Origin of the sequence: Christensenella minuta (assembly GCF_003628755.1) — a bacterium.
Taxonomy (GTDB): Bacteria; Bacillota; Clostridia; order Christensenellales; family Christensenellaceae; genus Christensenella; species Christensenella minuta.
Genome location: NZ_CP029256.1, coordinates 403,449 through 429,864 on the forward strand (window position 1 = coordinate 403,449; position 26,416 = coordinate 429,864).

At 53.8% G+C, this 26,416-nt stretch carries 22 protein-coding genes; 18 read left to right on the forward strand and 4 right to left on the reverse strand.

The window, feature by feature from the left end; genetic code table 11:
- Nucleotides 1–50: 50 nt before the first annotated feature.
- Nucleotides 51–989: a polysaccharide deacetylase family protein gene (locus tag B1H56_RS01950; protein ID WP_066520503.1), complete on the reverse strand. Its 939-nt coding sequence runs from the start codon at nucleotides 987–989 to the stop codon at nucleotides 51–53.
- 490 nt (nucleotides 990–1,479) lie between these two features.
- Between B1H56_RS01950 and B1H56_RS01955 the strand changes: the two genes are divergently transcribed.
- The 11 genes from B1H56_RS01955 to B1H56_RS02010 all read left to right on the forward strand — a co-directional run bounded on the left by B1H56_RS01955 (nucleotide 1,480) and on the right by B1H56_RS02010 (nucleotide 13,327).
- The gene (locus B1H56_RS01955; RefSeq protein ID WP_082771058.1) at nucleotides 1,480–2,709 is read left to right on the forward strand and encodes an ROK family transcriptional regulator; all 1,230 of its coding nucleotides are present in this window, start codon (nucleotides 1,480–1,482) and stop codon (nucleotides 2,707–2,709) included.
- Nucleotides 2,710–2,902: 193 nt separating this feature from the next.
- Entirely contained in the window at nucleotides 2,903–3,676 is a 774-nt protein-coding gene (locus tag B1H56_RS01960) for an SDR family NAD(P)-dependent oxidoreductase (protein WP_066739732.1), read from the forward strand.
- Between the two features lie 42 nt (nucleotides 3,677–3,718).
- On the forward strand, nucleotides 3,719–5,215 hold the full coding sequence (locus B1H56_RS01965; RefSeq protein ID WP_066520511.1) for a sugar ABC transporter ATP-binding protein: 1,497 nt from the start codon (nucleotides 3,719–3,721) through the stop codon (nucleotides 5,213–5,215).
- Between the two features lie 35 nt (nucleotides 5,216–5,250).
- A complete protein-coding gene (locus B1H56_RS01970; protein ID WP_066739735.1) occupies nucleotides 5,251–6,234 on the forward strand; it encodes an ABC transporter permease in 984 nt (327 codons plus the stop codon).
- The gene (locus tag B1H56_RS01975; protein ID WP_066520513.1) at nucleotides 6,234–7,229 is read left to right on the forward strand and encodes an ABC transporter permease; all 996 of its coding nucleotides are present in this window, start codon (nucleotides 6,234–6,236) and stop codon (nucleotides 7,227–7,229) included. The genes B1H56_RS01970 and B1H56_RS01975 overlap by 1 nt, the downstream gene beginning before the upstream one ends.
- A gap of 116 nt (nucleotides 7,230–7,345) precedes the next feature.
- Nucleotides 7,346–8,434 carry an autoinducer 2 ABC transporter substrate-binding protein gene (locus B1H56_RS01980; RefSeq protein ID WP_066520521.1) on the forward strand — a complete coding sequence of 363 codons (1,089 nt, stop codon included), beginning with the start codon at nucleotides 7,346–7,348 and terminating at the stop codon, nucleotides 8,432–8,434.
- A 102-nt stretch (nucleotides 8,435–8,536) separates the two neighbouring features.
- A complete protein-coding gene (locus tag B1H56_RS01985; RefSeq protein WP_082771065.1) occupies nucleotides 8,537–9,562 on the forward strand; it encodes a Gfo/Idh/MocA family protein in 1,026 nt (341 codons plus the stop codon).
- A 310-nt stretch (nucleotides 9,563–9,872) separates the two neighbouring features.
- The gene (locus B1H56_RS01995; RefSeq protein ID WP_066520527.1) at nucleotides 9,873–10,823 is read left to right on the forward strand and encodes a 6-phosphogluconolactonase; all 951 of its coding nucleotides are present in this window, start codon (nucleotides 9,873–9,875) and stop codon (nucleotides 10,821–10,823) included.
- A gap of 33 nt (nucleotides 10,824–10,856) precedes the next feature.
- Entirely contained in the window at nucleotides 10,857–11,633 is a 777-nt protein-coding gene (locus tag B1H56_RS02000) for an SDR family NAD(P)-dependent oxidoreductase (RefSeq protein WP_066520529.1), read from the forward strand.
- Nucleotides 11,634–11,647: 14 nt separating this feature from the next.
- Entirely contained in the window at nucleotides 11,648–12,415 is a 768-nt protein-coding gene (locus B1H56_RS02005) for an SDR family NAD(P)-dependent oxidoreductase (protein WP_162938951.1), read from the forward strand.
- Nucleotides 12,416–12,496: 81 nt separating this feature from the next.
- Nucleotides 12,497–13,327 carry an aldose epimerase family protein gene (locus B1H56_RS02010; protein WP_066651150.1) on the forward strand — a complete coding sequence of 277 codons (831 nt, stop codon included), beginning with the start codon at nucleotides 12,497–12,499 and terminating at the stop codon, nucleotides 13,325–13,327.
- 47 nt (nucleotides 13,328–13,374) lie between these two features.
- Here B1H56_RS02010 and B1H56_RS02015 read toward each other — a convergent pair whose 3' ends face one another.
- Both B1H56_RS02015 and B1H56_RS02020 read right to left on the reverse strand, forming a co-directional pair.
- On the reverse strand, nucleotides 13,375–15,075 hold the full coding sequence (locus tag B1H56_RS02015) for an ammonium transporter (RefSeq protein ID WP_066520537.1): 1,701 nt from the start codon (nucleotides 15,073–15,075) through the stop codon (nucleotides 13,375–13,377).
- A 99-nt stretch (nucleotides 15,076–15,174) separates the two neighbouring features.
- Complete coding sequence (locus B1H56_RS02020; protein ID WP_066520550.1) at nucleotides 15,175–17,259, reverse strand: glutamine synthetase III family protein; 2,085 nt, start codon at nucleotides 17,257–17,259, stop codon at nucleotides 15,175–15,177.
- 333 nt (nucleotides 17,260–17,592) lie between these two features.
- Between B1H56_RS02020 and B1H56_RS02025 the strand changes: the two genes are divergently transcribed.
- From B1H56_RS02025 to B1H56_RS02055, 7 genes are read left to right on the forward strand one after another with little or no spacing between them, the layout of a single operon-like run.
- Nucleotides 17,593–18,714, forward strand: coding sequence for a class II glutamine amidotransferase (locus B1H56_RS02025; RefSeq protein ID WP_066520696.1), 1,122 nt, complete (start codon nucleotides 17,593–17,595; stop codon nucleotides 18,712–18,714).
- Nucleotide 18,715: 1 nt separating this feature from the next.
- Nucleotides 18,716–20,221, forward strand: a complete 1,506-nt coding sequence (locus B1H56_RS02030) for a glutamate synthase-related protein (RefSeq protein WP_066520551.1) — start codon at nucleotides 18,716–18,718, stop codon at nucleotides 20,219–20,221.
- A gap of 2 nt (nucleotides 20,222–20,223) precedes the next feature.
- Nucleotides 20,224–20,652, forward strand: coding sequence for a 4Fe-4S dicluster domain-containing protein (locus B1H56_RS02035; protein WP_066520552.1), 429 nt, complete (start codon nucleotides 20,224–20,226; stop codon nucleotides 20,650–20,652).
- Nucleotides 20,653–20,654: 2 nt separating this feature from the next.
- Nucleotides 20,655–21,887 (forward strand): NAD(P)/FAD-dependent oxidoreductase, encoded by a 1,233-nt coding sequence (locus tag B1H56_RS02040; protein ID WP_066520553.1) that lies wholly within the window; start codon nucleotides 20,655–20,657, stop codon nucleotides 21,885–21,887.
- Nucleotides 21,884–22,597 (forward strand): GltB/FmdC/FwdC-like GXGXG domain-containing protein, encoded by a 714-nt coding sequence (locus B1H56_RS02045; RefSeq protein ID WP_066520556.1) that lies wholly within the window; start codon nucleotides 21,884–21,886, stop codon nucleotides 22,595–22,597. Before B1H56_RS02040 ends, B1H56_RS02045 begins: the two co-directional genes overlap by 4 nt.
- Nucleotides 22,598–22,607: 10 nt before the next feature.
- Entirely contained in the window at nucleotides 22,608–23,177 is a 570-nt protein-coding gene (locus tag B1H56_RS02050) for an ANTAR domain-containing response regulator (protein WP_066520559.1), read from the forward strand.
- 10 nt (nucleotides 23,178–23,187) lie between these two features.
- A complete protein-coding gene (locus tag B1H56_RS02055) occupies nucleotides 23,188–24,798 on the forward strand; it encodes a CTP synthase (RefSeq protein ID WP_121418958.1) in 1,611 nt (536 codons plus the stop codon).
- Nucleotides 24,799–24,892: 94 nt separating this feature from the next.
- Here the strand turns inward: B1H56_RS02055 and B1H56_RS02060 are convergent, their stop codons facing one another.
- Entirely contained in the window at nucleotides 24,893–26,410 is a 1,518-nt protein-coding gene (locus B1H56_RS02060) for a xylulokinase (RefSeq protein WP_066520570.1), read from the reverse strand.
- Nucleotides 26,411–26,416 lie beyond the last annotated feature (6 nt).

The window sequence follows — 26,416 nt, forward strand, 5'->3', positions numbered from 1 at the left end:
AAACAAAAAGGCCGCCTTCTGTGCGGCCTTTTTTGGTGCCGGAAGCAATTTTATTGCAGTGGCAGGATTTCGTAGCCCTGCCCGCGCAGGATATCGATCAGGTCGGGAAGGATTGCCGTATTGTCCGTGGAAACTGCATGGAGCAGCACGAGTTCGCCGGGATGGATGTTTTCGGCGACCTTTGCCAGGGCAGCCTCCCGGCCCATCTGGTCGTCCGGTTCGTAATCGTAATAGGCAAAGCTCCAAAACGCGCTCTTATAACCGAGCGCCTGCGTGAGCGCGAGCGTCTGCTGTGAATATTCGCCCATGGGCGGTCGGAAGACCGTCATTTCGACGCCGTAGGTGTCACGCATGAAGGTATGCAGCGTTACGATCTCGCCGCGCGCCTCTTCGAGCGTGAGATCAGGCATGGAAAGATGACGAACACTGTGGTTGCCGATTACATGGCCTTCATCAATCATCCGCTGAACAAGCGCAGGATTATCGCGCACATAGGAATAGGTGACAAAGAAGGTAGCCTTCTGGTCCTTTTCTTTCAGCACGTCGAGGATTGCCGCCGTATTGCCGTTTTCATATCCTTCGTCAAACGTAAGGTAAAATTTCTGTTCCTCGGGCATGATGAACAGGGCGCTGTATTTTCCATAGGTTTCCTGCGCGGACAGAGCGCCGACAGGACGGTTCAGGTCGTCCTTTTCAAGGCCCTGCCCCCAGCCGTCCTTTGTTCCGTCGAGCGCGGAAATCGCTTCATAATCGATGAGAATCTCCTCGATCGGCGTTTTTGTCGGTGCGGGCGTGGGCGTTGTGGACGGAGCCGGCACGGGGGAAGGAGAGGGACTCGGACTCGGCGCGGAAGACGGCGCCGTCGTGGATGCAACGGCCGGGGACGGCGTATTTGCGGAGGTGTTCGCGGTGGAGGCCCTGGAGCAGCCCGTGAAAACAATGCCGCTTATCATAAGAAGGCACGATACTGTAAAAAGAAAACGCTTCATATATGAGCTCCTGTTTGTGTCATTTCTCCAACCAGTATACCACAGGCGGGAACGCGGCCCAAGGGAACGGGAGAATAGTTCACAAAAATGATGCAAAACAGGAATGCGAAAAATGATATATTTTCTCGATGAAAATATATTGCGCATATCGGGGAATACAGCAGATAAAAGGAAAAAACGGGAATTAAACCGGAAAATAAAAATATATTTTCAGGCTAAAAATAATGATTGACAATCCGGGAAAAGCATATTATGATAAATATAAAGTTAAACTAGAGTTTGACAGTTGTAAAAAACCTATACGTTATTAACCACTCATTCTGAGTGGCTTTTTTTATTTCCAGCCACTTTTTTCGTTCCCTATACCGCCTTTTTGGGGCCGGTTAATAACGTATCCTTTTTTAATCAATGGCGATTATAACTAAATAGGGAAACCCCGCAGGGGGAAATGCAGTAAGGATAACAGTTACTGGAATTGAGGACGGACCGTATGCTGAACATTAGTAATCCAGAGCTATCCGAGAAGGATAGGAATCAGCTGCAAATACTAGATGAATTGATTTCCGGGGAAAAGGTTTCGGCCTCCGATATCGTTTCCAAGATAGGGATCAGCGCAGCGACCATAAGCAGGGTTTTTCGGAATCTGAAGGAAAAAGAGCTTATCAAATATCTGGGGAAAGAGAAAAAGGAAAAGGGAAGAAGCCCGGAATTATTCAGTATCAACGATAAATACGGATATATGATCCACTATTATATGACGGCTACCGATATTTACGGCTATCTGATCGACATCACGGGCCATCCGGAAGGAAAAAGCCACACGGGGTACAACCCGCAGGGAACGCTGGAAGAACTGCTGGAGATTATTGACCGGATCAGAAACGAACTGACAAGCGCGAACGGCCAGCGTGCCGGGAGGCTTTTGGCCGCGGGGTTTTCGGTTCCCGGGGTTGTCAACCAGAAGGCCAGAATGGTGCATAAAATACCGGATGTATACTTATTGAGCGACACAAGGTTCTTCGATTATGCGGAAAGAGTCCTGGGGGTCCCGGTCATTGTGAACAACGTATCGTGGCTGGCCACGGTGGGGGAAAAAACGTCGGTCTATCCTTTTGTTGAAGACCTCGCCTATATTACGATCACGGAATCTACCGGTATCGGCATGGGAATCGTGATCGGGAACAAGCTGGTAAAGGGCGGACGAAACTATGCCGGCGAAGTCGGGCAGACCTATTTTGACAGCAGGCGTACTTTTGAGGATTACCTGAACGGGAAAGGGCAGCTTGAATCGGAAGCAAGCCTACAGACACTGTATCACCGCATAGAAGAAAAGCTGCGTGGCGGCGGCTGCGGGATACTCGGAAAAATGATGGAGGAAGAGAACGGCAGACCCCTGTCGCCTGAAATACTGGAAAGAGCCGCCGTGTCAGGAGACGAAGACGTCAAGGAGATTATGGGACAAACGCTCAAAGCATGGGCCGCGATCCTGATTAATATAGACCTGATGATAAATCCGGAGTTGATTGTTGTCGGGGGCAGAATCTCGACGGAAAATCAATATATCCTGACTTCGCTCAACGATATGTTTTCGCGCCTTGGGATGTTCAGACCGGACATCAGGCTGAGCGTCCACGGCGAAAATGCCCAGCTGATCGGCGGGATACAGGCATTGAAGGAATATGTTTTTAATCATATTATCGCAAAGGAAGTAATTGGCTGAGGACGGGAGGCGTTTAAAATTAAAGGCTGGCAAACAGAGGCCCAGGACTAACGGCAGATTTCCGATCGATCCATTTTAAGAGAAGTGGCGGAAAAGAACAGTGAGTCCAAAGCCATTTCACCAGGAAACATTTAAAAACTGAATCTATATTTCATGTTCTCAAAAATCACAGTGATAACAGGAGGTTTATTTCATGATGAATTTTTTCGATCTTAAAGGAGAGGTGGCCTTTGTTACAGGGGCCAGTAAGGGCCTTGGGAAAATGTTCGCGAACACGCTTGCCGGAGCCGGCGCAAAGGTATGCCTGCTTTCGTTTGAAGAGGAGGATCTGCTGCGTACGGAGCGGGAAATGAAGGACGCGGGCTATGACGTGATGAGCTGCTATGCGGACATCACGGATGAGCAGGAGGTTGAAAAAGCGGTCGCGGCATGCGTCGAAAGATATGGCACGATCGATATCCTTGTGAACAACGCGGGAATCGGCCGGCTCAACAAAGCGCCGCAGGACACGACTCTCAGGGAATGGCAAAAGGTAATCGACATCAACGTAAACGGAAGCTTTATCTGCGCGAAGGCGGCCGGCAAGGTGATGCTTGAAAAGCAGAAGGGCAAAATCATTAATATGTCGTCCATATCGGGCAAGGTTATCAACAAGGGCGTTCACGGCGGATCGTACGACGTATCCAAGCAGGCGGTCGACGGGCTGACAAGGGCGCTTGCGACGGAATGGGCAAAATACAACATCAATGTAAACGCCATTGCCCCGGGATATTTCATGACGGACCCGAATAAGGAATTCTTTGCTGCGGACCCCGGGTTTTACGACCTCGCGCTCAGCCTGATCCCGGCGGGGCACATGGCGCAGCCGGAGGACCTGGCGGGAACGCTGCTTTATCTGGCGTCGCACGCATCCGATTACGTACACGGGACGATCATCCAGGTGGACGGCGGTTACATGGCCTGGTAAAAACGGAGCAGGTAACAGAATGTGAAATGAGAGGTGAAGACAGTGGCAAATACGTTGTTGCAGTTAAACGACATCACGAAGGAATTCCCGGGCGTGCTGGCATTAAGCAAGGTGCAGCTTGACATCAGGGAGGGCGAGGTCCTTGCCCTGGTGGGGGAAAACGGCGCGGGAAAATCGACATTAATCAAAATATTGACCGGAGCGCTTGACGGCTGGTCGGGAGAAATTTTGTGGAAGGGAAAACCGCTTGACGTCCATCATCCGTGGGAAGCACAGCAGGCGGGAATCTCCACCATCTATCAGGAGCTTACGCTCTGTCCGGCGCTGTCTGTCGCGGAAAATGTTTTTTTGGGGCGTGAACCGCGCAGGGCGAACGGACTGATCGACTGGGCCAAAATGAACAGGATGACCAGGGAAACGCTTGCGCGGCTGAAGGTAGACGTACCACCGACGGCGCAGGTGGCCTCGCTTACGGTCGCAAACCAACAGCTGATCGAAATTGCGCGGGCCCTTACGATGAACGCCCAGCTGATTATTATGGACGAGCCGACCTCCTCGCTTTCGGAGCATGAGGTAGCGACCTTGATGGGGATCATAAAGGACCTGCGGGCGGAAGGAGTCTCGATCCTGTATATCTCCCACAAATTTGAAGAAATATTTGAGGTATCGGACCGGATCAGCGTTCTGCGGGACGGCGAATATATCGGTACGATGGATACGAAGGACGCGGAGCTTGACGAGGTACTTTCGATGATGGTGGGACGGACCGTCAATATCCGTTTCCAAAAACGGACGAACGAAATCGGCGAAGTTGTGTTCTCGGTCAACAACCTTACGGCTGCGGGGGTGTTTGAAAATATTAGCTTTGACCTGCGGCAGGGCGAAATACTCGGGATATCGGGGCTTGTGGGCGCAGGCCGCACGGAAATGGCGCGGGCGATCTTCGGTATCGACCGTGTCGATTCGGGGGAGATGACGGTCTACGGCAGCCCGTGCAGGATTCCCCGCTCGCCGAAGGAGGCGCTTAAGCTGGGGATCGGTTTCCTGCCGGAGGACCGCAAAGACCAGGGGCTGGTACTGATGATGTCGATCCAGTCCAACGTGACGATGCCTTCCCTTGCAAAAAACAAACAGAATTTTACCATCAAGTTCAAGCAGGAGGAAAAATTGGTGGACGGCTATGTGGAAAAGCTTTCGATTAAGACCCCGTCGATTGAGCAGCTTGCACAGAACCTGTCGGGCGGCAATCAGCAGAAGGTCGTTATTGCCAAGTGGCTGGCCAGCCAGTCCAAAATATTGATCTTTGACGAGCCAACGCGCGGGATCGACGTGGGCGCAAAGGCCGAAATTTACGAGCTGATGAACGAGCTGGTCGCCCAGGGATACAGCATCATCATGATCTCGTCAGAGCTTCCCGAGGTAATGGGAATGAGCGACCGGGTCATGATTATGCACGAAGGCAAGGTTGCGGGGATCTTCAGCAAGGACGAAATAACGCCGGAATCGGTTATGGGCTATGCGACGGGCATGAGCAGCTGAGAACCGCGGAGAGTTAAACAGGAGGTATTGATATTGTGAAAAATGAAATGACAGTTGAAACAAAAAAACGGCATAAGAAATCATTCCTGAGCACTTTGCTGGGCATCCCCGAGGTAACGATCGTTCTGTTCATCGTCATTGTAGCCGTCTTTATCGGTGTCCAGTCGAGCACGTTCTTTACGGGCACCAATATGTTGAACATCACCAAGCAGATCGCGGTGAACGGAATCATGTCGGTGGGAATGATGCTCGCCATTATCGCAAAGGGCGTAGACCTTTCGATCGGCTCGATGCTTGCCCTTGTATGTGCGGTGGCAGGATCGTTTATCGGTATCGGCGCACCGGCGTGGGCCGTCCTGCTGATCTGCCTTGCGCTCGGCGCGGCCTGCGGTTTCCTGAACGGTTTTTTGATCGTAAAGCTGCGGGTAATGCCGATCATCGTCACACTGGGTACGATGAACATTTTCCGGGGGATCGCCTACGTATATTCCGGCGGGAAATGGACGACGAACCTGCCCAAGGACTTCCTTGTGATGGGAAACGATTTCGCGCCGGCGGTCATCCTTGCGGCGGTCATCATCCTCTTCGCGATCATTATGAAGTATACGAGGTTCGGCCGGTATGTCTATGCGATCGGCAGCAATGAGGATTCGGCACGCCTTGCCGGGATCCGCGTCGATAAAACGAAAGAAATGATCTATATGTGTTCGGGACTGCTGACCGGCCTTGCAGCGATGATCTTCATCGGACGCACGGGCGCGATCCAGCCGAGCGCAGGCGTGGGCTATGAAATGGACGCGATTGGCGCGGTTGTGCTTGGCGGCGTCAGCTTCCTCGGCGGGAAGGGTTCCGTATTGGGCACGCTGCTTGGGGCAATCCTTATGGGACTGCTGATGAACGGCATGACGCTGCTTAAAATATCGGCCAATTACCAGGGCCTTATCACCGGGGTGGTTATCATACTGGCCTTGCTGCTCGATACGGCAAGAACATTATATAAGGAAAGGAGAAGACAGTAATGCAGAAGCTGAATTCTCAGAAATCGAACGTTTTCTCGAAATTTGGATATGAAATCGCCCTGCTGATCTTTTTGGCCGCATGGTTCGTTATCATGGGGATCGCAAACCAGAGCTTCCTTACCGCAAACAATATCGTTACGGTAATTACCCGCATCAGTGAAGTGGCGATCGTCGCGGTGGGCATGACGATCGTAATCATCGCCGGCGGATTCGACCTTTCGGTGGGAACCGTAATGGCGATCGTTCCCGCGGTTATGGGGCTTTGCTACGGCATGGGAATGAATTTCGCGCTTGCGATTATTCTGGCAGTCGTTATTGCGGCGGTGATCGGCCTGCTGAACGGCGTATTGATCGCCAAGGCGCGTTTCCAGCCTATCATCGGTACGCTTGCGACTATGACGGCGCTCCGCAGTATTATATATGTCATCACGGACGGCCGCCCAGTCAGCAGCTTCCCGGAGGGATACGAGGGACTTGCGCACGGGAGCCTCGCCGGAATTCCGATCCCGATCATTTTGATGGTTGTGGTGGCGGTAGCGTTCGCGTGGGTCATGACGTCCACAAAGTTCGGGCGTTTCGTGTATGCCACGGGCGGAAATCCAAAAGCAGCAAATATTTCCGGGATCAATACGGACCGGATAACGATTATGGTCTATGTGCTGAGCGCGCTTCTTTCCGCGCTTGCGGGCATCATCTTTTCTTCTCGCCTTATTTCGGCGTCCCCGGATGCGGGCACAAACACAGCGTTTGACGTGGTAACGGCAGCCCTGCTCGGCGGGACAAGCATCGCGGGCGGCAAGGGGAATATTCCCGGGACCATTATCGGGGTCCTGATACTGAATTTTATTATCAATGGGTTCAATCTTCTTGGAATCAATGCCTACTGGCAAATGATATTCATGGGCTGCGTACTGCTTGTTGCAGTCGGTTATGATTCAAGACGCCGCAGCGGAGGATCCAAAACAAAGAAACACAAAGCGGCGGCAAACGTATAAAAAAGGCAGGCCTGGGGGGGAGGTGGTACGCGAAAACGACGGTTTAACTGGAAAGGACCGCATATGCGGCCGAAGAATGAAAGATGTAAAAATATGGTACAAATAAGGAGAAAAAAATGAAAAAATACAAATTATTGGTAGCATTTGTAGTTGTGGCGATCATGGTTATGTCCGTAATCGGATGTTCCGCTGAGGCCCCGGCAGAGAGCCCGGCCCCGGCCGAAAGCACGGCGGCGGAGAGCGCGGCCCCGGCGGAAAGCTCTGGAGCAGAAGCCCCGCAGGCAGCCGACGGAGAGCCTTATAAAATCGGCATCGTTGTAAAGCAGATGGGTGCGCCTTACTTTGACTATGCGGCGGAAGGCGCTAAAAAAGCGGCCGCCGAGATGGGTGCTGAGATCATCTCCTATACCGGACCTTCTTCTGAGGACGTGAACCAGGAAATCACATTTATCGAAGACCTGATTACTCAGGGCGCCGATGCAATCCTTGTTTCCACGGCGGACAGCACGGCGATCATTCCGACGATCAATAAGGCGATGGAAGCGGGCGTCGCGGTATTTACTTTTGATATCGACGCTCCCGACAGCGAAAGGCTGTTCTGCGTAACGGCAGGCAACGCACAGGAAAGCGGCGCGGCGATCGGCGAGAGTCTTGCAAAGCAGATTGACGGCAAAGGGCAGGTTGCGCTCCTGACGGGCGGCCTTGGCTCGGAAACGCTGAACCAGAGGCTGGATGCGATCAAAGAAGTGCTGGCCGGTTACCCGGATATCGAAATCGTGGCAACGGAAGCCTGCGACGATAACTTTGAGAAATGCGTATCCCAGGCGGAGAACCTGATCCAGACCTATCCAGACCTTAAGGCGTTCGCGGGCGTATCGTCCGTAAATCCGCCGGCGGCGGCAATGGCGATCCAGTCCGCAGGAAAAACGGGTGAGATCATCTCGCTTGGAATAGGCCTTCCGTCCCAGTGCGCGGAATATGTGGATGCGGGGATTATCCCGGAGCTGACGCTGTGGGATCCCGGCGTGATGGGCTATGACGCGGTTGCGGCGGCTGTCAATTACCTCAAGGACGGAAGCCTTCCGCAGGACGGACAGGATTACGGTGAATACGGCGGCAAGCTGATCGTGGCCGAAGGTGAAACAGTCGGCTATATCCCGAGCATTATCTTCACCAAGGATAACGTACACGATTACGAATTCTAAACCCGAAGCTATGAGCAACATGCCGGAGCCATGCCGCCGGGGAGGAGCCCGGCGGCATGGGCCGGCGAATGGCACGAATCCAGAATGGAAGGGAAGAAAGATATGAAAGAACTGAGAATGGGCATCGTCGGCGCAGGAATCTGGGGAGAAACGCACGCCAGCATCTATAACGAACACCCCTTTGCGCAAACGGTTGCGATCTGTGACAAAGACAAGGCAAAGGCGGAAGCCTTGGCCGCGAAATTCGGCGTAGGGGAAGTTTATACGGACTACAGGGAAATGGCGGAAAAATCAAGCTGTGACGCAATTGCGATTGTCACCCCTGATTTTCTGCATGCCGATATTGCCATTGCGTGCGCGAACGCGAAAAAGGACTTGCTGATTGAAAAGCCGCTGGCTACCACGCGCGAGGACGTGATGAACATGATGGAAGCGTTTGAGAGAAATCACGTCCGCGCGATGGTAGACCTCCACAATAGGTGGAACCCCACCGTGAATACGGCAAAGCAATCGATCGACGCGGGGAACCTCGGCACGCCATACAGCGCCTACGGCCGTCTCAACGACATCAAGTGGGTTGCAACAGACATGCTGTCGTGGGCCGCGAAGTCCTCGATCCTGTGGTTTCTCGGGAGCCATTGCCTCGATACGCTCCGCTGGCTCATGGGCAGTGAGGTGGAACGCGTTTATGCCGTCTCCCGCGAAGGCGTACTGAAGAAGCTCGGGGTGGACGTACCGGATATGTATCTTACGACAATCGAATTCAAAAACGGTGGGATTGCACAGATGGAAAACGGGTGGATCACACCGAACGCGAACACCTGTATCAATGACATCAAGTTCACGGTGCTGGGTACGGACGGTATGATTAACATCGACTGCTCCAGCCACAACATGATTCAGGAAGTGACGGACAAAAAAGTAACGACGCCTGATATTATCGTAAGAAACCGTGTAGACGGAAAAGTAAAAGGATTTGCCTATGAAAGCATCCGTTCTTTCGTGGACCGCCTGATCGACGGGAAACCGTTCCTCGTGAGCACGGAAGATGCGGCCAATACCTCGCTGGCGCTTCTGGCGGTGCTGGAGTCCGCAGAGAAGAGGGAACCGGTGACAGTGAAATATTAAGACCCATGTCGTTTTCTTCTTTCGGGCGGAGGATACCGGTCGTTTCCTCCGCTCCGGGGAAGCGAAGCCGGGGTATACCGGCACAAGCGGGATGTGAATATTTTTCGGACCCGCGGCGGCAGGACGGAATACGGGAGATATTCCGGCCGGAAGCAGCGGTGAAACGCAAAAGCTGCCGGAAAGGCAGGGCGCTGACGCAGGCCCGGCGCGCCCCGGGTATATGACCGCCGGAGAATGAAAGACACCGGACCCGCGCGTGCGGGCGTTCGGATCAAATATATGCAAACAATAAAAATCAGAGGTGGAAATCATGGATCTATTATCGACAATCAAAAATTCCAACATGGAATATTTTTTTCCCAAGGGCTGGGATCTCAGGAAAATAGACGGGTGCTGCGCGCACAGGCCGGAAGAAATCTTTGAAAAGCAGGAATTCTGGAACGACGGCTTTAAACCTGTGATGTGCGAGAACAATACGACCTTTGGTATGATGATGGGGCATGAAATCGCCCTTACCATCAAGCGGGCAAAGGACGCAGGGGAAAAACTCGCCCTGATCCTGCCGGTGGGACCGATGGGAATGTATGAATGGGCAGTGTATTTCCTGCGGGAATGGAATGTGGACTGCGGACACGTATATGGCTTTAATATGGACGAATGGAGCGACGAAACGGGGACGACGCTCGATAAAAACAACAACGGCTCCTTCCAGCATGCTATGGAACAAAGCTTTTACGGACCGCTCGGGGAATTGACCGTACCGGAAAACCAACGCAATTTCGCGACCCGGGAGAACCTTCCGGCCTATGGGGAAAAGATCGCGGCGCTGAAAAAAGAAGGCGCCAAGCTCGTTACCGTATTTGGGATCGGCAGGGTGTTCCATATTGCTTTCTGGGAACCGCATTTCGCGGGGGAATACGATTCCATCGGGGACTGGAAAAAGCAGACGCACAGGCTGGGGGCGCACCTGCATCCGCTTACTATTGAACAAAATGCGCTGCACAGCTTTAAGAGCAGAACCACGCAGGTTCCGGCTTTTGCCAACACGATTGGTCCCGGCCTATTCCTGCAGTCCGATAAAATTATCGGCGGCTGCGACGGATGCTACGACAGGGGGATGATGTGGCAGGGAATGTCGCTTTGGGTGGCGCTGCGCTACGGACCTGATATGTGGGTGCCTGCAAGCTTCATGCCCACGCTGCCCGGGAAACTGTTCTTTATTAGGGAGCTGGCTGGTCCGCTGGAAGCGGAATGCAACTGAGCAGGGTGAAGAAACAATAAGGAGACAGGCGCCATGAAAAATAAATTTGACCTGAGCGGGAAGACCGCGGTTGTTACCGGAGCCGGGCAGGGGCTGGGGAAAGCGTTCGCGAAATCCCTCGCCGAGGCGGGCGCGGAGGTGTTCCTCATGGCCCGCAACCTCGGCCGCCTGAAAGAAACGGCCCGGGCGATCGGCGAGGGGTGCGGCGGCAGGACCCATGCCTGCGCGCTTGATATTACGGATGAGGAGAGCGTGAAGGCGGCGTGCCGGATGGTGACGGACACGGCGGGAAGGATCGATATCCTGGTCAACAATGCGGCTGTCGGGCGGAGCAGCAAACGGCTGGAAGAGGAAACCCTCGGGGAATGGAACAGTATCCTGGGGACAAACCTGACGGGAACGTTCCTGATGATGAAGCATGTGGGCAGGATCATGATTGCCCAGAAGAGCGGGAAGATCATCAACCTCGGTTCCATGACGGGACATGTTGCCATGCGCAACCCGACGATCGGGGCCTACGATGTATCTAAGGCGGGAATCGAATGCCTGACGCGGTTGATGGCAGGCGTATGGTCGGAATACAATATTACGGTCAACGCAATCTGCCCGGGCTATTATATGACGGACATCAATAAAGACTATGTGCACGAGCATCCGGATTTTTATGAGGATTCCCTGAAGCAGATTCCGCTCAAAAAATGGGGAGAGCCGGATGATATCGGCGATATTGCCGTGTTTATGGCATCTTCCGCATCCGACTATATGACGGGGGCGGTCCTCGTGACGGACGGCGGATATACGGTTTGGTGAAAGGAGAAAGCGCTGTGAAATTATCTGGAAAAATTGCGGCAGTAACAGGAGGAGGCGGCGGAATCGGCCGTGCGGCGGCGGAGACTTTCGCGCGGGAAGGCGCGGCCGTACTGATCCTGGAAAAAGACGAAAAGATGGGCAGGGAAACAGAAGAAAAAATAGCCGCGGACGGCGGCAGGGCGGAGTTTTTTGCACTCGATATTTCGGACTGGCAGAAGGTGCAGGATGTGTTTGGAGAAATTGGAGAAAAGTACGGTGGGATCGACGTTCTGTACAACAACGCCTCCGTATTCTGGGGAACAAAGGACGCCGCGCTCGATGTGCTTGACGTGGCTGTTTTTGAACAGATCATCCGTATCAACCTGTTTGGGATGATGTATTGCTCGAAAGCGGCGATCCCGCTGCTGAAAAAACGCGGCGGCGGAAGCATCATCAATACATCGTCGAGCTGCGGACTGATCGGCATCCCGAACTGCGACGCATACAGCGCGTCCAAAGGGGCGACGATTTCTCTTACGCGGTCTATGGCGGTGGAATTCGGCCCGGAAAAAATACGTACGAACTGTATTGCGCCGGCAGCGATCCACACGCCGATGATTTATGAAAGCGACCTCAACAAGCCGACCTTTGACGAACAAAAGTTCCTGACGCAGGGAACGCCCATTAGGAGGTGGGGAACGGCGCAGGACATTGCCAATATTGCCCTGTTCCTGGCAAGCGATGACGCGAGTTATATGAACGGCGCGGTGCTTGTCGCCGACGGAGGTATCACGGTTTCGTAAACCTCATATAGATATTGGAAGGATATGCGCGGGGCTTTTAGCGGGAGCCCCGCATGCGTATCCAAAGCAGGCGGAGAAGCGATGAAAAAAATAACGATCGAAGACAAACGGAACGGAATCCTGGGGGAGGCGCTCCCGGATTACGGAGGGATGCTCACAAGGCTTCGCTATCATGGAAAAGAGATTATTTTCTTTGATGAAGCCGTACTTCATCAATCCAATATCCTTGCGGGCGGCTGCCCGGTGCTTTTTCCTTTCCCGAGCAGGACCGCGGGAGATAGTTACCGGCTTGGCGAAAAAACCTATTCTATGCCTTTCCACGGGCTTGTCAAATCGGCGCAGTTCGGCGTACAGGAAACGGCGGAAAACAGTGTGACGCTTTATATTACCAATCATGAAGCGTCAATGCGGGAGAATTTTCCTTTCGATTTCCGGCTGGAGCTTACCTATAAGGTTGAAGGGAATACCGCGTACTTTATAACGACGGTACGTAACCGCTCGAATGAACCCATGCCGCATTATTTTGGCTGGCATCATTATTTTACCGCTTCGGACAAGTCGCGGTTCACATTGGAAGCAAACATGAAACGATATATAAATTATATCGACGGGGCGGAATACTTAAACGACGGGGCGCCCGACCTTACGCAGCCGGGAGACTATGTTTTTTACGAAAAAAAACCGGGCGGCACGCAAATAGTAAACAGCGCGGACGGCTACAGGGCCGTTCTGGAAACGGATGATTCCTATGAAGCGCTGGTCGTGTGCACCCTGTTTGAAGGCAGGATCACGGCGGAGCCGTGGCTTGGCGTGCCGGACTCTATCAACAGGCAAAAATATGTGAAATGGGTCCCTCCGCACGAAAGCAGGCAATACTGCCTTGCGGTCAGGCTGTATGATATCGAAGGATAGAAAAAGGAATGGCGAAAGCCATTCCTTTTTCGTAAGGCGTTTTGCTTTTAGTCACATTCGTCCTGCAGGGCATCGTAGCCTTCCTCGCCCGTACGCACCTTGACGACGTTCTCCACATCATAGACAAAGATTTTGCCGTCGCCGATGTGCCCGGTGTAGAGCGCTTCCTTGACCGCGTCAATCGCCGCCCGGACGGGGATCTTGCAGACAACGATTTCGACTTTTACCTTGGGCAGGAGGTTGATATCCACGGGTATGCCGCGGTAATATTCTGTGTGGCCCTTCTGCATACCCGCGCCCATGACCTGGGATACCGTGATCCCTGTGATGCCGATGCTTTCCAGCGCAGACTTAAGAGCGCCGAATTTATCCTGGTTGGCGATCACGACGATCTTCGTCATTTTTACATCGCCGGAGGGAACGCCGGCCGCTTCCTTGGGCATCCGTTCTACCGGCACCGCTTTTTCAAGGGACGCCGGCTCGTCAGTCTTCATGCCTTCCGTCGTCAGGAAGCCGGTTGCTGTGGCGGGCATGAAGTCGGCGTAGCCGTTCGCAAGACCGTGTTCCTCGATGTCGAGGCCCGCAAGCTCTTCCGCTTTGGAAACGCGCAGGCCGACCGTATGTTTCAGGACCTGGAATACGATCGTCATGGTGGCGGCCACCCAGGCGACAACGGAGACGACGCCAAGCGCCTGAATGCCGAGGAAGGAGGCGTCCCCCGTATATACGAGGCCGCCGTCCACCGCGAAGACGCCGACGAGAAGCGTTCCTACCGCACCGCAGAAGCCGTGGACCGGGACCGCGCCGACGGGATCGTCGATCTTGAGCTTTTTATCGAGCAGCTCCACACCGAACACTACGACAAACGCCGCCGCAAGGCCGATGACGAACGCCGCCCACGGATCGACCATATCACAGCCTGCGGTGATTGCCACGAGTCCGGCGAGCGCGCCGTTAAGCGTCATGGAAACATCGGGCTTTTTATAGCGGATCCATGTAATGAACATCGCGCCGATCGCGCCGGCAGAAGCGGAAAGGCTTGTTGTCGTAAAGATTTTACCCGCCCAGTTGGCGCTGTCTCCCTGTACGCTGAGGGTGGAGCAGCCATTGAAGCCAAACCATGCAAACCATAGAATAAATACGCCGAGCGCCGCAAGCGGGATGCTGTGCCCAAGGATCGCTTTGGGTTTTCCGTCCCGGCCGTACTTGCCGATCCGGGGGCCGAGAATCTTCGCACCGACGAGCGCCGCTACGCCGCCCACCATATGGACCGCCGTGGAACCCGCAAAATCGTGGAAGCCGAGGGCCGAAAGCCAGCCGCCGCCCCAGATCCAATGGCCGGAGATCGGGTAGATGACGAGGCTTATGATAACGCTATAAATGCAGTATGCAGAAAATTTGGTACGCTCCGCCATTGCTCCCGAGACGATTGTTGCCGCCGTAGCGCAGAACATAGTCTGGAAAATAAAGAATACGTATGGAGGAATATCGCCCATCAGGTATTCGTTCTGCACAAAGAAATCCGGCGTGCCGATGAAACCGCCCGCCGATACGCCGAACATCAGGCCAAATCCGACCGCCCAATAGACGACGGAACCGAGTGAAAAATCCATTAAATTTTTCATAATGATGTTGCCGGCGTTTTTCGCCCGCGTGAGGCCTGTCTCGACCATCGCGAAACCCGCCTGCATGAAAAAGACCAGCGCTGCGCCTAAGAGCACCCATACTGTGTCAACTGAAGAAAACATAATGAAACCTCCTAAAAATATTTAAGGCGCGCCTCCCGGAATAATGGGGAGACACGCCTTTGTGTCAAGCGATATTTAGCTGAGACGCCCGCCGCACGCTTATACGCTGAACAGCAAGTCGCCATAGGTTGGCCATGGCCAGATTTTTTTGCTGACAAAGGTTTCCATGGTATCGGAAATCCCGCGGAGCTCCTGCATGGCCGCAAACACATACTCGCGGTAATATTTCGCACATTCGCCGATCTCGCCGAATTGTTTTACGCCGAGAAGCGCCTGGTCGAGGGCGTCGACCGCCTTCACAAAGCAGGTGAGCTGCGAGGAAAGCTCGCAGGCGAGCCGCTCTTCCGCCGCTACCTCCGCGCCGATCTGCTTTTTCGCGAGAACGGCGTCGGTTAGTTCCTTTGTGTATGCGCTTACCGCAGGAATGATGCTCTTCTTGGACATTTGCAGCATGGTCAGCGCTTCAATATTCAGCGTTTTGCAGTAATTTTCCAGGATAATCTCGTAGCGCGAATGCATCTCCGCCTCGGTAAAGATGTGATGCGCGGTAAAGAGCTTCACATTCTTTTCGTGAATGAAGTAGGGCATGCAGTCCGCCGTGGACTTCAGGTTCAAAAGTCCGCGTTTTTCCGCCTCCGCCACCCATTCGTCGGAATAGTTGTTGCCGTTGAAGATGATCCGCTTATGCTCCTTCATCGTCCTTTTGATCAACTTCAGTACGTCTTGAGCAAAACAGCCGCCCTTTTCGAGTTCATCCGCAAATTGCCTGAGTTCTTCCGCAACGACGGTATTGAGGATGATGTTAGGGCCGGCGATCGAGAGGCTTGAACCGAGCATCCGGAACTCAAACTTGTTTCCCGTGAACGCAAATGGCGAAGTCCTGTTGCGGTCCGTCGTGTCTTTCTGGAAATTGGGGAGGACGTGTACGCCCATTTCCATATTGCATTTCACCTGGTCGGTGTAATCGCTGTCTGTTTCGATTGATTCCAGCACGTTTGTAAGCTCGTCCCCGAGAAACATAGAGATGATCGCCGGGGGAGCTTCGTTTGCACCGAGGCGGTGGTCATTGCCCGCGCCGGCGACGGAAACGCGCATCAGGTCCTGGTATTCGTCCACACCTTTGATAACGGCGCACAGGAAAAGCAGGAATTGCAGATTGCCGTGCGGATCGTCGGTTGGGTTCAAAAGGTTTTCGCCCGTATCCGTGCAGATCGACCAGTTGTTGTGTTTGCCGCTGCCGTTTACGCCCGCGAAGGGCTTTTCGTGCAGCAGGCAGGCAAGGCCGTGCCGGTAAGCGACGCGCCGCATCACCTCCATCGTAAGCTGGTTATGGTCGGTCGCGATATTTGTTGTCGTGAAGATCGGCGCCAGCTCGTGCTGGGCGGGAGCCACCTCATTGTGCTTTGTTTTGGCGAGCACGCCGAGCTTCCACAGCTCCTCGTCAAGCTCTTTCATGAATGCGGATACCCGCGGGCGGATCGAACCGAAATAATGGTCGTCCATCTCCTGGCCTTTGGGTGGTTTCGCGCCGAAAAGGGTACGGTTGCAGTACTTAAGGTCCCGCCGTTTTTCGTACATTTCGCGGTCGATGAGGAAATATTCCTGCTCAGGCCCCACAGTCGTGAGGACCCGTTTGACCTGGGTATTCCCAAACAGCCGCAGGATACGCAGTGCCTGGTCGTTAAGCGTTTCCATTGAACGCAGGAGAGGCGTCTTTTTGTCGAGCGCTTCGCCGCCATACGAACAGAAGGCTGTAGGGATGCACAGGATACCGTCCTTGATGAACGCGTAAGAGGTCGGGTCCCAAGCTGTATATCCACGCGCCTCGAAGGTCGCGCGCAGGCCGCCTGAAGGGAAGCTCGATGCGTCCGGTTCGCCCTTGATAAGCTCTTTGCCCGAGAATTCCATAATTACCCTGCCGTCCGGTGTGGGAGAGATGAAGCTGTCGTGCTTTTCAGCCGTCGTCCCCGTCATTGGTTGGAACCAATGGGTGAAATGGGTGACTCCGTGCTCGATCGCCCAATTTTTCATCGCATTCGCAACGACATTCGCAACGCCGATATCAAGGTCCTTCCCGTCCTCAATCGTCTTTTTCAGGGCTTTGTACGTCTCCTTGGGCAGGCGCTCCTTCATTGCCGCATCGCCGAACACCATACTGCCAAACAATTCCGGTACCTTTGTCATTTTTCATTGATCCTTCCTATTCTTATAGATTTTCCTTCAAAATTTGAAAAGCGCTGCGGGAAAAGTTTTTTCGGGTTTTTCCGCAGCGCCTTTGCTGTCCACGTTTTGAATTATAAGGCGGCAAAAATGAAAAGTCAAGGGATTTCAATGAAAAAATGAAATATTTTTTAGATAAATTGCAATATAAAGAAAATATACAACGGATTAATCCATAAAACGAAACATAAAATGCAAGAAATAATAAAAATATTTCATTTTTCTATTGACAGGAGTTTTTTTGGAGCGTATCATAACGGATGTAAAAAATGTATCGGAAAAAAGGTGGAAAAAGTGATGCAACCAAGAGAAGGCCAAGTAAGAATCCCGTCGGGATGCGCAATTTCCGGAATGTTTTCCAAAGAAGGAAAACGGATGGACGGAAGCTCTATTATAAAATCGATTGCCACGATGCATGACCGTTCCAACGGGCTGGGCGGCGGATTTGCAGGATATGGTATCTATCCGGAATATAAGGATTATTATGCATTTCATATCTTTTACGACCATAAGGCGGCAAAGCTTGCCTGCGAGGAGTTCCTGGAGGAGCATTTCGATATCATCAATCTCTCCAAGATACCAACCCAAAAGCATCCGCGCATCACGGATGAACCGCTTATCTGGCGGTATTTTGTAACGCCGCTGCATACGAAGCTTAAGGAAAGCCAGCTTGACGAAAAGGAATTCGTCGTGCGCAGCGTGATTAAGGTCAATACGAAAATCGACGGTGCTTACGTATTTTCCAGCGGGAAGGATATGGGCGTTTTTAAAGCGGTGGGGTATCCGGAGGATGTCGGCGAGTTTTACCGGCTTGACGAATACAGCGGATATTGCTGGACGGCGCATGGGCGCTATCCGACCAATACGCCCGGCTGGTGGGGCGGGGCGCACCCGTTTGCCATGCTGGATACGTCGATCGTGCACAACGGCGAGATATCCTCTTACGACGCCAACCGCCGTTATATCGAAATGTTCGGATATAAATGTACGCTTCTTACGGACACGGAAGTCATCACCTATATGATCGACTACCTGGGAAGACGGCAGGGACTCAGCTATGAAGAGACCGCAAACGTGATCGCGGCTCCCTTCTGGAGTACGATCGAGGGCATGCCGCCTGAAAAAGGCGCAAAATTTACCTATTTGCGCAATGCTTTTTCCAGTATGCTCATTACCGGGCCTTTTTCCATCCTGCTGGGATTTGAAGGCGGGATGATGGCGCTGAACGACCGGCTGAAACTGCGCTCCATGGTCGTGGCTGAGAAGGGCGGCATGGTCTATGTGGCAAGCGAAGAGTGCGCGGTCCGCACGGTCTGCCCCGAGCCGGACAAGATATGGGCGCCGCGGGGAGGCGAGCCGGTGATTGTAACGCTTAACAACAGACACGGACAAAACGAATGCTCAAAGGAGAGTGCGTAAGATGGCAGTCGATTATTTATATCCTGATTATGAAGTGGTGCGCAATCCTGAGCGGTGTATCGCGTGCCGCGTATGCGAGCGGCAGTGCGCCAACGAGGCGCATACGTTTGACGCGGAACTGAACACAATGAAAAGCGACGACGCAAAATGCGTGAATTGCCACCGGTGCGTATCGCTTTGCCCGACGCGCGCGCTTAAAATAGTCAAGACAGACCATACCTTTAAGGAAAATGCGAACTGGACGGGAGAGACGATCAAAGAACTCTACCGGCAGGCAGGAACAGGCGGCGTACTGCTTTCCTCGATGGGGAATCCGAAACCCTATCCGGTCTATTGGGACAGGCTGCTCATCAATGCGTCGCAGGTGACGAATCCTTCCATCGATCCGCTGCGTGAGCCGATGGAGACCCGCGCCTACCTTGGGAAAAAGCCGGAGCATATCCTCCGGGACCAAAACGGGGAGATCATATGCAATCTGGCGCCGCAGCTTCGGCTTAACGTACCGATTATGTTTTCGGCGATGTCGTACGGGTCGATCAGCTATAACGCGCATGAAAGCCTTGCGCGTGCGGCGCGGGAACTGGGTACCTTCTATAATACGGGGGAAGGCGGCCTGCATGAGGACTTTTACGAATACAGCGCCAACACGATCGTACAGGTGGCGTCCGGCCGTTTCGGCGTGCACAAGGATTATCTCAATGCAGGGGCGGCCATAGAGATTAAGATGGGGCAGGGTGCGAAGCCCGGGATCGGAGGACACTTACCCGGACAAAAGATTGTGGATGACGTTTCGCGTACGCGCATGATCCCGGAAGGAAGCGACGCGATCTCGCCCGCGCCGCACCACGACATTTATTCGATCGAGGACCTGCGGCAGCTTGTCTATTCCTTAAAGGAGGCGACGGACTACAAGAAACCGGTGATCGTGAAGATCGCGGCGGTGCATAATGTGGCGGCCATTGCTTCCGGGATCGCGCGCAGCGGGGCGGATATCATTGCGATTGACGGTTTCCGGGGCGGAACGGGCGCGGCGCCCACGCGTATCCGTGATAATGTGGGGATCCCGGTCGAGCTTGCGCTTGCGAGCGTGGACGCACGCCTGCGCGAAGAGGGGATACGCAACCATGTATCGATCGTCGTTGGGGGCAGCATCCGCAGCAGCGCAGATGTGGTGAAGGCGATCGCGCTTGGCGCGGACGCAGTGTATATCGCGACGGGTGCGCTCCTTGCACTTGGCTGCCACCTGTGCCGCAGCTGCCAGGCGGGAAAATGCAACTGGGGCATTGCCACACAGGAACCGGAGCTGGTGAAGCGCCTGAACCCGGATGTGGGCAGCGAGCGGCTTGTGAACCTCGTTCGTGCATGGGAGCATGAGATTAAGGAAATGATGGGCGGTATGGGGATCAATTCCATCGAAGCCCTGAAGGGGAACAGGCTGATGCTGCGCGGGATTGGACTCAATGAGAAGGAACTCAGCATCCTTGGCGTAAAGTATGCGGGTGAGTGAAGATGAAGCGAATTTATGTAAATGAAAAATGGTGCCTTGGGTGCCACCTCTGCGAATATAACTGCGCATTCGCGGGTTCAGCGGAAACAGACATGGTAAAAGCGCTGAAGGATGTGCATATCAATCCGCGTATCCGCATCGAAGAGGAAGGAAATATCCACTTTGCGGTTTCCTGCCGCCATTGCGAGGAGCCGCTCTGCGCCCGCGGATGTATCATGGGAGCGCTTTCCGTAGAGGACGGCATTATCATGATCGACCAGGATAAGTGCGTCGGCTGCTGTACCTGCATTTTGATGTGCCCGTATGGAGCAATCATGCCGTCTGGTACGGGAGTGATGCAAAAATGCGAATTGTGCGTCGAGACAGCAGGCGGGACGCCGGCCTGCGTGGAAGGCTGCCCGAACCGGGCGATCGTGTTTGAGGAGAGATAAGCATGAAATATGTACTCATTGGAAATTCCGCGGCAGCGGTCGGATGTATCGAGGGAATCAGGCAGCAGGACAAGAACGGTGAGATCGTAGTGGTCGCCGACGAGCCCTACCACACCTATTCGCGTCCGGCGATTTCCTACCTGTTGTGCGGAAAGACGACGGAAGAGCGGATGAAATACCGCCCCGGTGATTTTTACCAAAAAATGAACTGTACGGTTATGCTCGGCAGAAAGGCAACAAGGATAGAACCGCGGGAAAAATGGCTGCTCCTTGAGGATGGAACGGTTGTTGAATACGATAAATTACTGGCCGCGGCAGGCTCGCGGCCGTTTATTCCGGAGATCGAAGGACTTGCCGGGGTGAGCGAACGGCATACGTTTATGTCGCTTGACGACGCAAAGGCGCTCGATGCGGCGCTCAAGGCGGACAGCCGCGTGCTCATCCTGGGAGCAGGACTCATTGGACTTAAGTGTGCGGAAGGAATCGCACATAAGGTGGGGAAGATTGACGTTATCGACCTGGCACCGGCGATACTTTCGAGCATTTTGGATGCGGAAGCGGCACGCCCCGTTCAGGAACACATGGAATCGCAGGGAATCCATTTCCACCTGTCGGACGGCGTGCAGGAGTTCAAGGGAAACACGGCCGTGCTGTCAAGCGGGAAGGAGATCGGTTTTGACGTACTGGTTGCCGCTGTAGGAGTGCGGCCCAATGTGGAGCTTGCACAAAAAGCGGGGATCGAAGCGCGCAGGGGAATTGTGACGGACGAGCGGTGCAGGACGTCGCTGCCGGACATCTATGCCGCCGGGGACTGCACGGAAAGCTATGATATCACAACGGGTGAATCCCGGCCGCTTGCGCTCCTCCCGAACGCGTATATGCAGGGAGAGTGCGCGGGGATTAATATGGCGGGGGGAAGCAAGGAATATGATAAGGCGATTCCTATGAATGCCATTGGTTTTTTCGGCCTGCATATGATTACCGCCGGAAGCTATGACGGGGAACGGTTTATCCGTAAAAGCGGCCGGGATTACAAAATGCTCGTTTCTGAAAACGGCGTTTTGAAAGGATTTATCCTGATCGGCGATGTTGCACGCGCAGGCATTTATACCGCGCTGGTCAGGGAGCGGACGCCGCTTGAAACGATCGATTACGAGCTGATTAGGGAAAAACCACAGCTGATGGCGTTTTCAAGAAAGGAACGGGATAAAAAGCTGGGAGGTGCAGCGGGATGAATATCAATGCGGCGGGTATGTATTTCAAGGAGTTAAACGAGCAGATCAAGGCATCGGGAAAAGAAGTCGTGATCGATCATTGCATGGGCCAGAGGTATATTGGCAGCGGGCTTGCAGGGAAAAAGATCGTAATTAACGGTACGCCGGGGAATGCGCTCGGCGCTTATCTTGACGGCAGCATCATCACTGTGCATGGCAACGCACAGGATCAGGCGGGCGACACCATGAACGACGGGACGATCTATATTGCGGGTTCTTCGGGAGACGCGACGGGATATGCGATGCGTGGTGGTAAAATATTTGTCAACGGCGACGTCGGTTACCGTGCGGGAATCCATATGAAGGAATATAAGGAAAAAAGCCCGGTGCTGGTGATTGGCGGCTCGGCGGGGAGCTTTCTCGGAGAATACCAGGCAGGTGGAACGATCATTGTGCTCGGCATGGGATGCAAACGCCCTGTGGGGAATTTCTGCGGGATGGGGATGCACGGCGGAAGAATCTATCTGCGGTGCCAGACGCCGCCGGCCGACCTTCCCCGCCAAATCATCGTAAAAAAAGCGGAAAAGCAAGATATGAAGGCAATCGAAGCGTATATCAAGGAATTTTGCAGGGTTTTCGGACACAGCGAGAAAGCGGTGGCGGACAGTGATTTTTATGTCCTACGCCCGGATTCTAAAAATCCTTACCGCCAGCTTTATACGCAGAATTAGGGGGCTGCTTATGAGCCGGATATTGCTTACGTCCGGGTCTTTAAAGGGACGCGATTTTTTTGTGAGCCTGGTAAAAGAATACGGCGATCATGAGATGGTCTTTGCCGGCAGCGGCAGGGACGCGCGGGGGGCGCTTAGCAGGATGGACGTCGATCTTCTCGTGATCCATGCGCCTCTCCCGGATGAATTTGGCGAGGAGCTTGCCGAATATGCCTCGCGCAACAGCTATTGCGGAATCATCGTAGTGGCGAAGAGCGATACGGACGCCAGGAGCATCCTGCGGGTAGAAACGGCGGGCGGCCTCGTTGCGCTGACGCCGCTTTCCAAATCGTTATTCCGCCAGACATTCCGGCTTGCCTGTGCAACGCGCAACCGGATGCTTGGGATACACAACGAGAATAAAAAGCTTTCGCGCAGGCTGGAAGACATGGGACTCATCGACCGGGCCAAATGCGTATTGATCCAGGTGCTGGGTATGACGGAGCCGCAGGCACACCGGTACATTGAAAAGCAGGCGATGGACATGCGCGTATCGAAGCGCCAGGTCGCCGAAGAATTGCTTAAAACATATGAGGCATAGGGAGGGTAAGATGACAAAGTATATTTTTGTAACGGGCGGCGTTGTCTCGGGACTTGGAAAAGGGATCACGGCGGCGTCACTCGGACGGCTTTTGAAAGCGCGCGGCCTTAAGATTGCAGCCCAGAAGCTCGATCCATATATCAATGTGGATCCGGGCACTATGAGCCCCTTCCAGCATGGGGAAGTTTTCGTGACGGAAGACGGCGCAGAGACGGACCTTGACCTCGGGCACTATGAGCGGTTTATCGACGAGGATCTCAATAAATTCTCCAACCTTACGACAGGCAAGGTCTATTGGAACGTGCTGACCAAGGAGCGGAAGGGGGAATACCTTGGGGAAACGGTGCAGGTGATCCCGCATGTGACAAACGAGATCAAAACGTTTATTTATTCCGTGGGCAAAAAGACAAGCGCGGACGTGGTGATTACCGAGATCGGAGGAACGACGGGCGATATCGAAAGCCAGCCGTTTTTGGAGGCGATCCGCCAGGTAAGCTGCGAGGCAGGAAGGGATAACTGCCTGTTTATCCATGTAACGCTGGTGCCGTACATCAAAAGCTCGGGCGAGCACAAATCGAAGCCTACACAGCATTCGGTCAAGGAATTGCAGTCCTTTGGTATCATGCCCGATATCATTGTGATGCGCAGCGATGAGGCGGTGGGGGAAAGCATCAAGCAAAAAATCGCGCTTTTCTGCAACGTCAAACCGGATTGTGTCATTGAAAACCGTACACTTCCGATCCTTTACCAGGCGCCCCTGATGCTCGAACAAAATGGACTTGCGGATCTCGTATGCCGGGAGCTGCATATCGAATGCGGAAAGCCTGACCTCAGAGAGTGGAAACAAATGATCGCCCGTATCAAGAAGGCAAAAAAGCCTGTGAAGATCGCGCTCGTCGGAAAATACGTACAGCTCCGCGACGCATATCTTTCCGTAGCGGAAGCGCTCGCACATGCCGGATATGAAAACGGAGCACATGTGGAGATCGAATGGGTGGATGCAGAAGAGACCGGCGAGGACAATGCGGAGGAAAAGCTTGGCGGTGCAGACGGGGTATTGATTCCCGGAGGATTTGGCAACCGGGGGATCGAAGGGAAAATTGCGGCGGTAAAATATGCGAGGGAGCACAATGTACCGTTCCTCGGTATATGCCTGGGAATGCAGGCAGCGGTTATTGAATTTGCGCGCAATATCCTCGGATATCAAACGGCAAATTCACGCGAATTTAGCGGCAACAACGTTTATTCCGTTATCGATCTGATGCCCGAACAGGTGGATGTGGAGAAAAAGGGAGGCACGATGCGGCTGGGCGCGTATCCATGCCGCATTGCCCCGGATTCCATCATGCGGCGGGCCTATGGCACAGAAGAGATTGCCGAACGGCACAGGCACCGGTATGAATTCAATAATGATTTCAGGCGGCAAATGCAGGAGGCGGGTATGCGGCTGACGGGGCTGTCTCCGGACGGAAGGCTTGTGGAAGCGGTAGAACTCCCGGAAAACGACTTTTTTATCGGAGTCCAGTTTCATCCGGAATTCAAGAGCCGTCCCAACAAGGCGCATCCGTTGTTCCGCGAATTTGTTGCGGCGGCGCTTGCACGCCGCAAAGAAGGGGAATGATCTCACTTGCGATATTGAAAGAGGCAACAGGCCGGGCTGGCGGCCCGGATTTTAGTGCAAAAACAAAAGATACGGCGGGGACCGCCGGAACATATCAATAGTGAATGGAGAGCCGTTCATATACCGGCTGCAGGGCATCGTGCGCCTGGCAAAACGCATGGTACAGATCTTCATAGAGCTGTTTATTGCATGGATTAGGCTCGAAGATATCCTTGATGGAAAAAGCGGCATCCACTGCTTCGGCAGGCGAGGAAAACAGCCCGACGGCAACCCCACCAAGCAGGGCCGCACCAAGGACGCTGTCTTCGTTTCCCTGCAGCGTATAGACTGGCTTTTGGTAAATATCCGCTTTGATTTGACTCCAGACCGGGCTTTTGGCCGCACCGGAGACATGATGGACGACCTCTGCACGCACATTGTCTGCCTCGAGCACGTCGATCGTACGCTTCAAATCGAAAGCCACCCCCTCGAGAAGGGCGCGCGTCATAATGGGAAGCTCTGTACCGAGGTGCAGGCCGATGAACGCGCCGCGCGAATGCATACTGCCCATTGTTCTTTCACCGAGAAAATGGGGAAGGAACAACAGGCCATTTGCCCCGGCGGGCGTTTTTTCCGCGAGAGAGGATAGGTAATCATACGGATCTGCCCTCGCTTTTTCAGCTTCGTAAACTTCCCGGGCGGCAAGTGTGTCCCGGAGCCAGCGGTAATCCGCTCCGGAACCGTCCAGAGACCGGTATACGATCCAGCCGGAGACAGGACTGTGGATATTCAGCAGCCGTCTGTCGAGAATGGGGTGCCTTGAGTGGCAGGCAATGACGCCGGTTGTGGCGGAAAGATCGACAATGACATTTTTCCGGTGAATTCCGGAAATATACATGGAGGTTGGCATATCGCCGCTGCCTGCCGCAACCTTTGTGCCCGGATACAGCCCGGTTTCCGCCGCTGCCTGCCGGGAGACCTCCCCGACAACGGCGGTGGCAGGAACAATTGCGGGAAGCTTTTCCCGGTCTATTCCGATTTTGCGGATCAACAGGTCTGACCACTGGCCGGTGGCCACATCAAGCAGCAGGGAACCGGATGCCTCCGTAGGGTCGATACAGGCCATCCCCGTCAGCTTAAAGTTGATATAATCCTTGGGGGTCAGGACTTTATGGATCGCATCGTAAAGCTTTGGCTGATTTTCCCTGATCCAACGGATTTTGAGTCCGAACCAACTGGTAGCGGGAATATTCCCGGCTGTTTCATATAATTCCTCGGCCGTTCCGTCTTGGTAAAGACGGCCGACCAGTTCATAGGTACGTTTATCGCAGTATAACTGTATGTTTTCATCCAGCAGCTCTCCCTGTTTATCGAGCGGCACTGCGCCATGCATATGCGCGCAGCAGCCTACAGACAGGATGTCCTTCGGGTCGACGCCCGTTTCCCCGAGGATAGACCGGATACTGCCACAAATGGCCGGCCACCAAAGATTTGCGTTCTGCGTGGCCCACAGGGGACGTTCTACTTCGATGTATTGCGCCGTACTGCGGTGGGAGACAGCTTCGAGTTTTTCATCAAATAGAAAGACGCGAAGCGATTGGGAACCGATATCTATGCCCAGCATGTATTTCATTGATCT

What these genes read in the sequence shown, in the direction of transcription:
- B1H56_RS01950 (WP_066520503.1), bottom strand. Translation starts at nt 989, where the DNA reads ATGAAGCGTTTTCTTTTTACAGTATCGTGCCTTCTTATGATAAGCGGC.
- B1H56_RS01955 (WP_082771058.1), top strand. Translation starts at nt 1,480, where the DNA reads ATGCTGAACATTAGTAATCCAGAGCTATCCGAGAAGGATAGGAATCAG.
- B1H56_RS01960 (WP_066739732.1), top strand. Translation starts at nt 2,903, where the DNA reads ATGATGAATTTTTTCGATCTTAAAGGAGAGGTGGCCTTTGTTACAGGG.
- B1H56_RS01975 (WP_066520513.1), top strand. Translation starts at nt 6,234, where the DNA reads ATGCAGAAGCTGAATTCTCAGAAATCGAACGTTTTCTCGAAATTTGGA.
- B1H56_RS01980 (WP_066520521.1), top strand. Translation starts at nt 7,346, where the DNA reads ATGAAAAAATACAAATTATTGGTAGCATTTGTAGTTGTGGCGATCATG.
- B1H56_RS01985 (WP_082771065.1), top strand. Translation starts at nt 8,537, where the DNA reads ATGAAAGAACTGAGAATGGGCATCGTCGGCGCAGGAATCTGGGGAGAA.
- B1H56_RS01995 (WP_066520527.1), top strand. Translation starts at nt 9,873, where the DNA reads ATGGATCTATTATCGACAATCAAAAATTCCAACATGGAATATTTTTTT.
- B1H56_RS02000 (WP_066520529.1), top strand. Translation starts at nt 10,857, where the DNA reads ATGAAAAATAAATTTGACCTGAGCGGGAAGACCGCGGTTGTTACCGGA.
- B1H56_RS02010 (WP_066651150.1), top strand. Translation starts at nt 12,497, where the DNA reads ATGAAAAAAATAACGATCGAAGACAAACGGAACGGAATCCTGGGGGAG.
- B1H56_RS02015 (WP_066520537.1), bottom strand. Translation starts at nt 15,075, where the DNA reads ATGTTTTCTTCAGTTGACACAGTATGGGTGCTCTTAGGCGCAGCGCTG.
- B1H56_RS02020 (WP_066520550.1), bottom strand. Translation starts at nt 17,259, where the DNA reads ATGACAAAGGTACCGGAATTGTTTGGCAGTATGGTGTTCGGCGATGCG.
- B1H56_RS02025 (WP_066520696.1), top strand. Translation starts at nt 17,593, where the DNA reads ATGCAACCAAGAGAAGGCCAAGTAAGAATCCCGTCGGGATGCGCAATT.
- B1H56_RS02030 (WP_066520551.1), top strand. Translation starts at nt 18,716, where the DNA reads ATGGCAGTCGATTATTTATATCCTGATTATGAAGTGGTGCGCAATCCT.
- B1H56_RS02035 (WP_066520552.1), top strand. Translation starts at nt 20,224, where the DNA reads ATGAAGCGAATTTATGTAAATGAAAAATGGTGCCTTGGGTGCCACCTC.
- B1H56_RS02040 (WP_066520553.1), top strand. Translation starts at nt 20,655, where the DNA reads ATGAAATATGTACTCATTGGAAATTCCGCGGCAGCGGTCGGATGTATC.
- B1H56_RS02045 (WP_066520556.1), top strand. Translation starts at nt 21,884, where the DNA reads ATGAATATCAATGCGGCGGGTATGTATTTCAAGGAGTTAAACGAGCAG.
- B1H56_RS02050 (WP_066520559.1), top strand. Translation starts at nt 22,608, where the DNA reads ATGAGCCGGATATTGCTTACGTCCGGGTCTTTAAAGGGACGCGATTTT.
- B1H56_RS02055 (WP_121418958.1), top strand. Translation starts at nt 23,188, where the DNA reads ATGACAAAGTATATTTTTGTAACGGGCGGCGTTGTCTCGGGACTTGGA.
- B1H56_RS02060 (WP_066520570.1), bottom strand. Translation starts at nt 26,410, where the DNA reads ATGAAATACATGCTGGGCATAGATATCGGTTCCCAATCGCTTCGCGTC.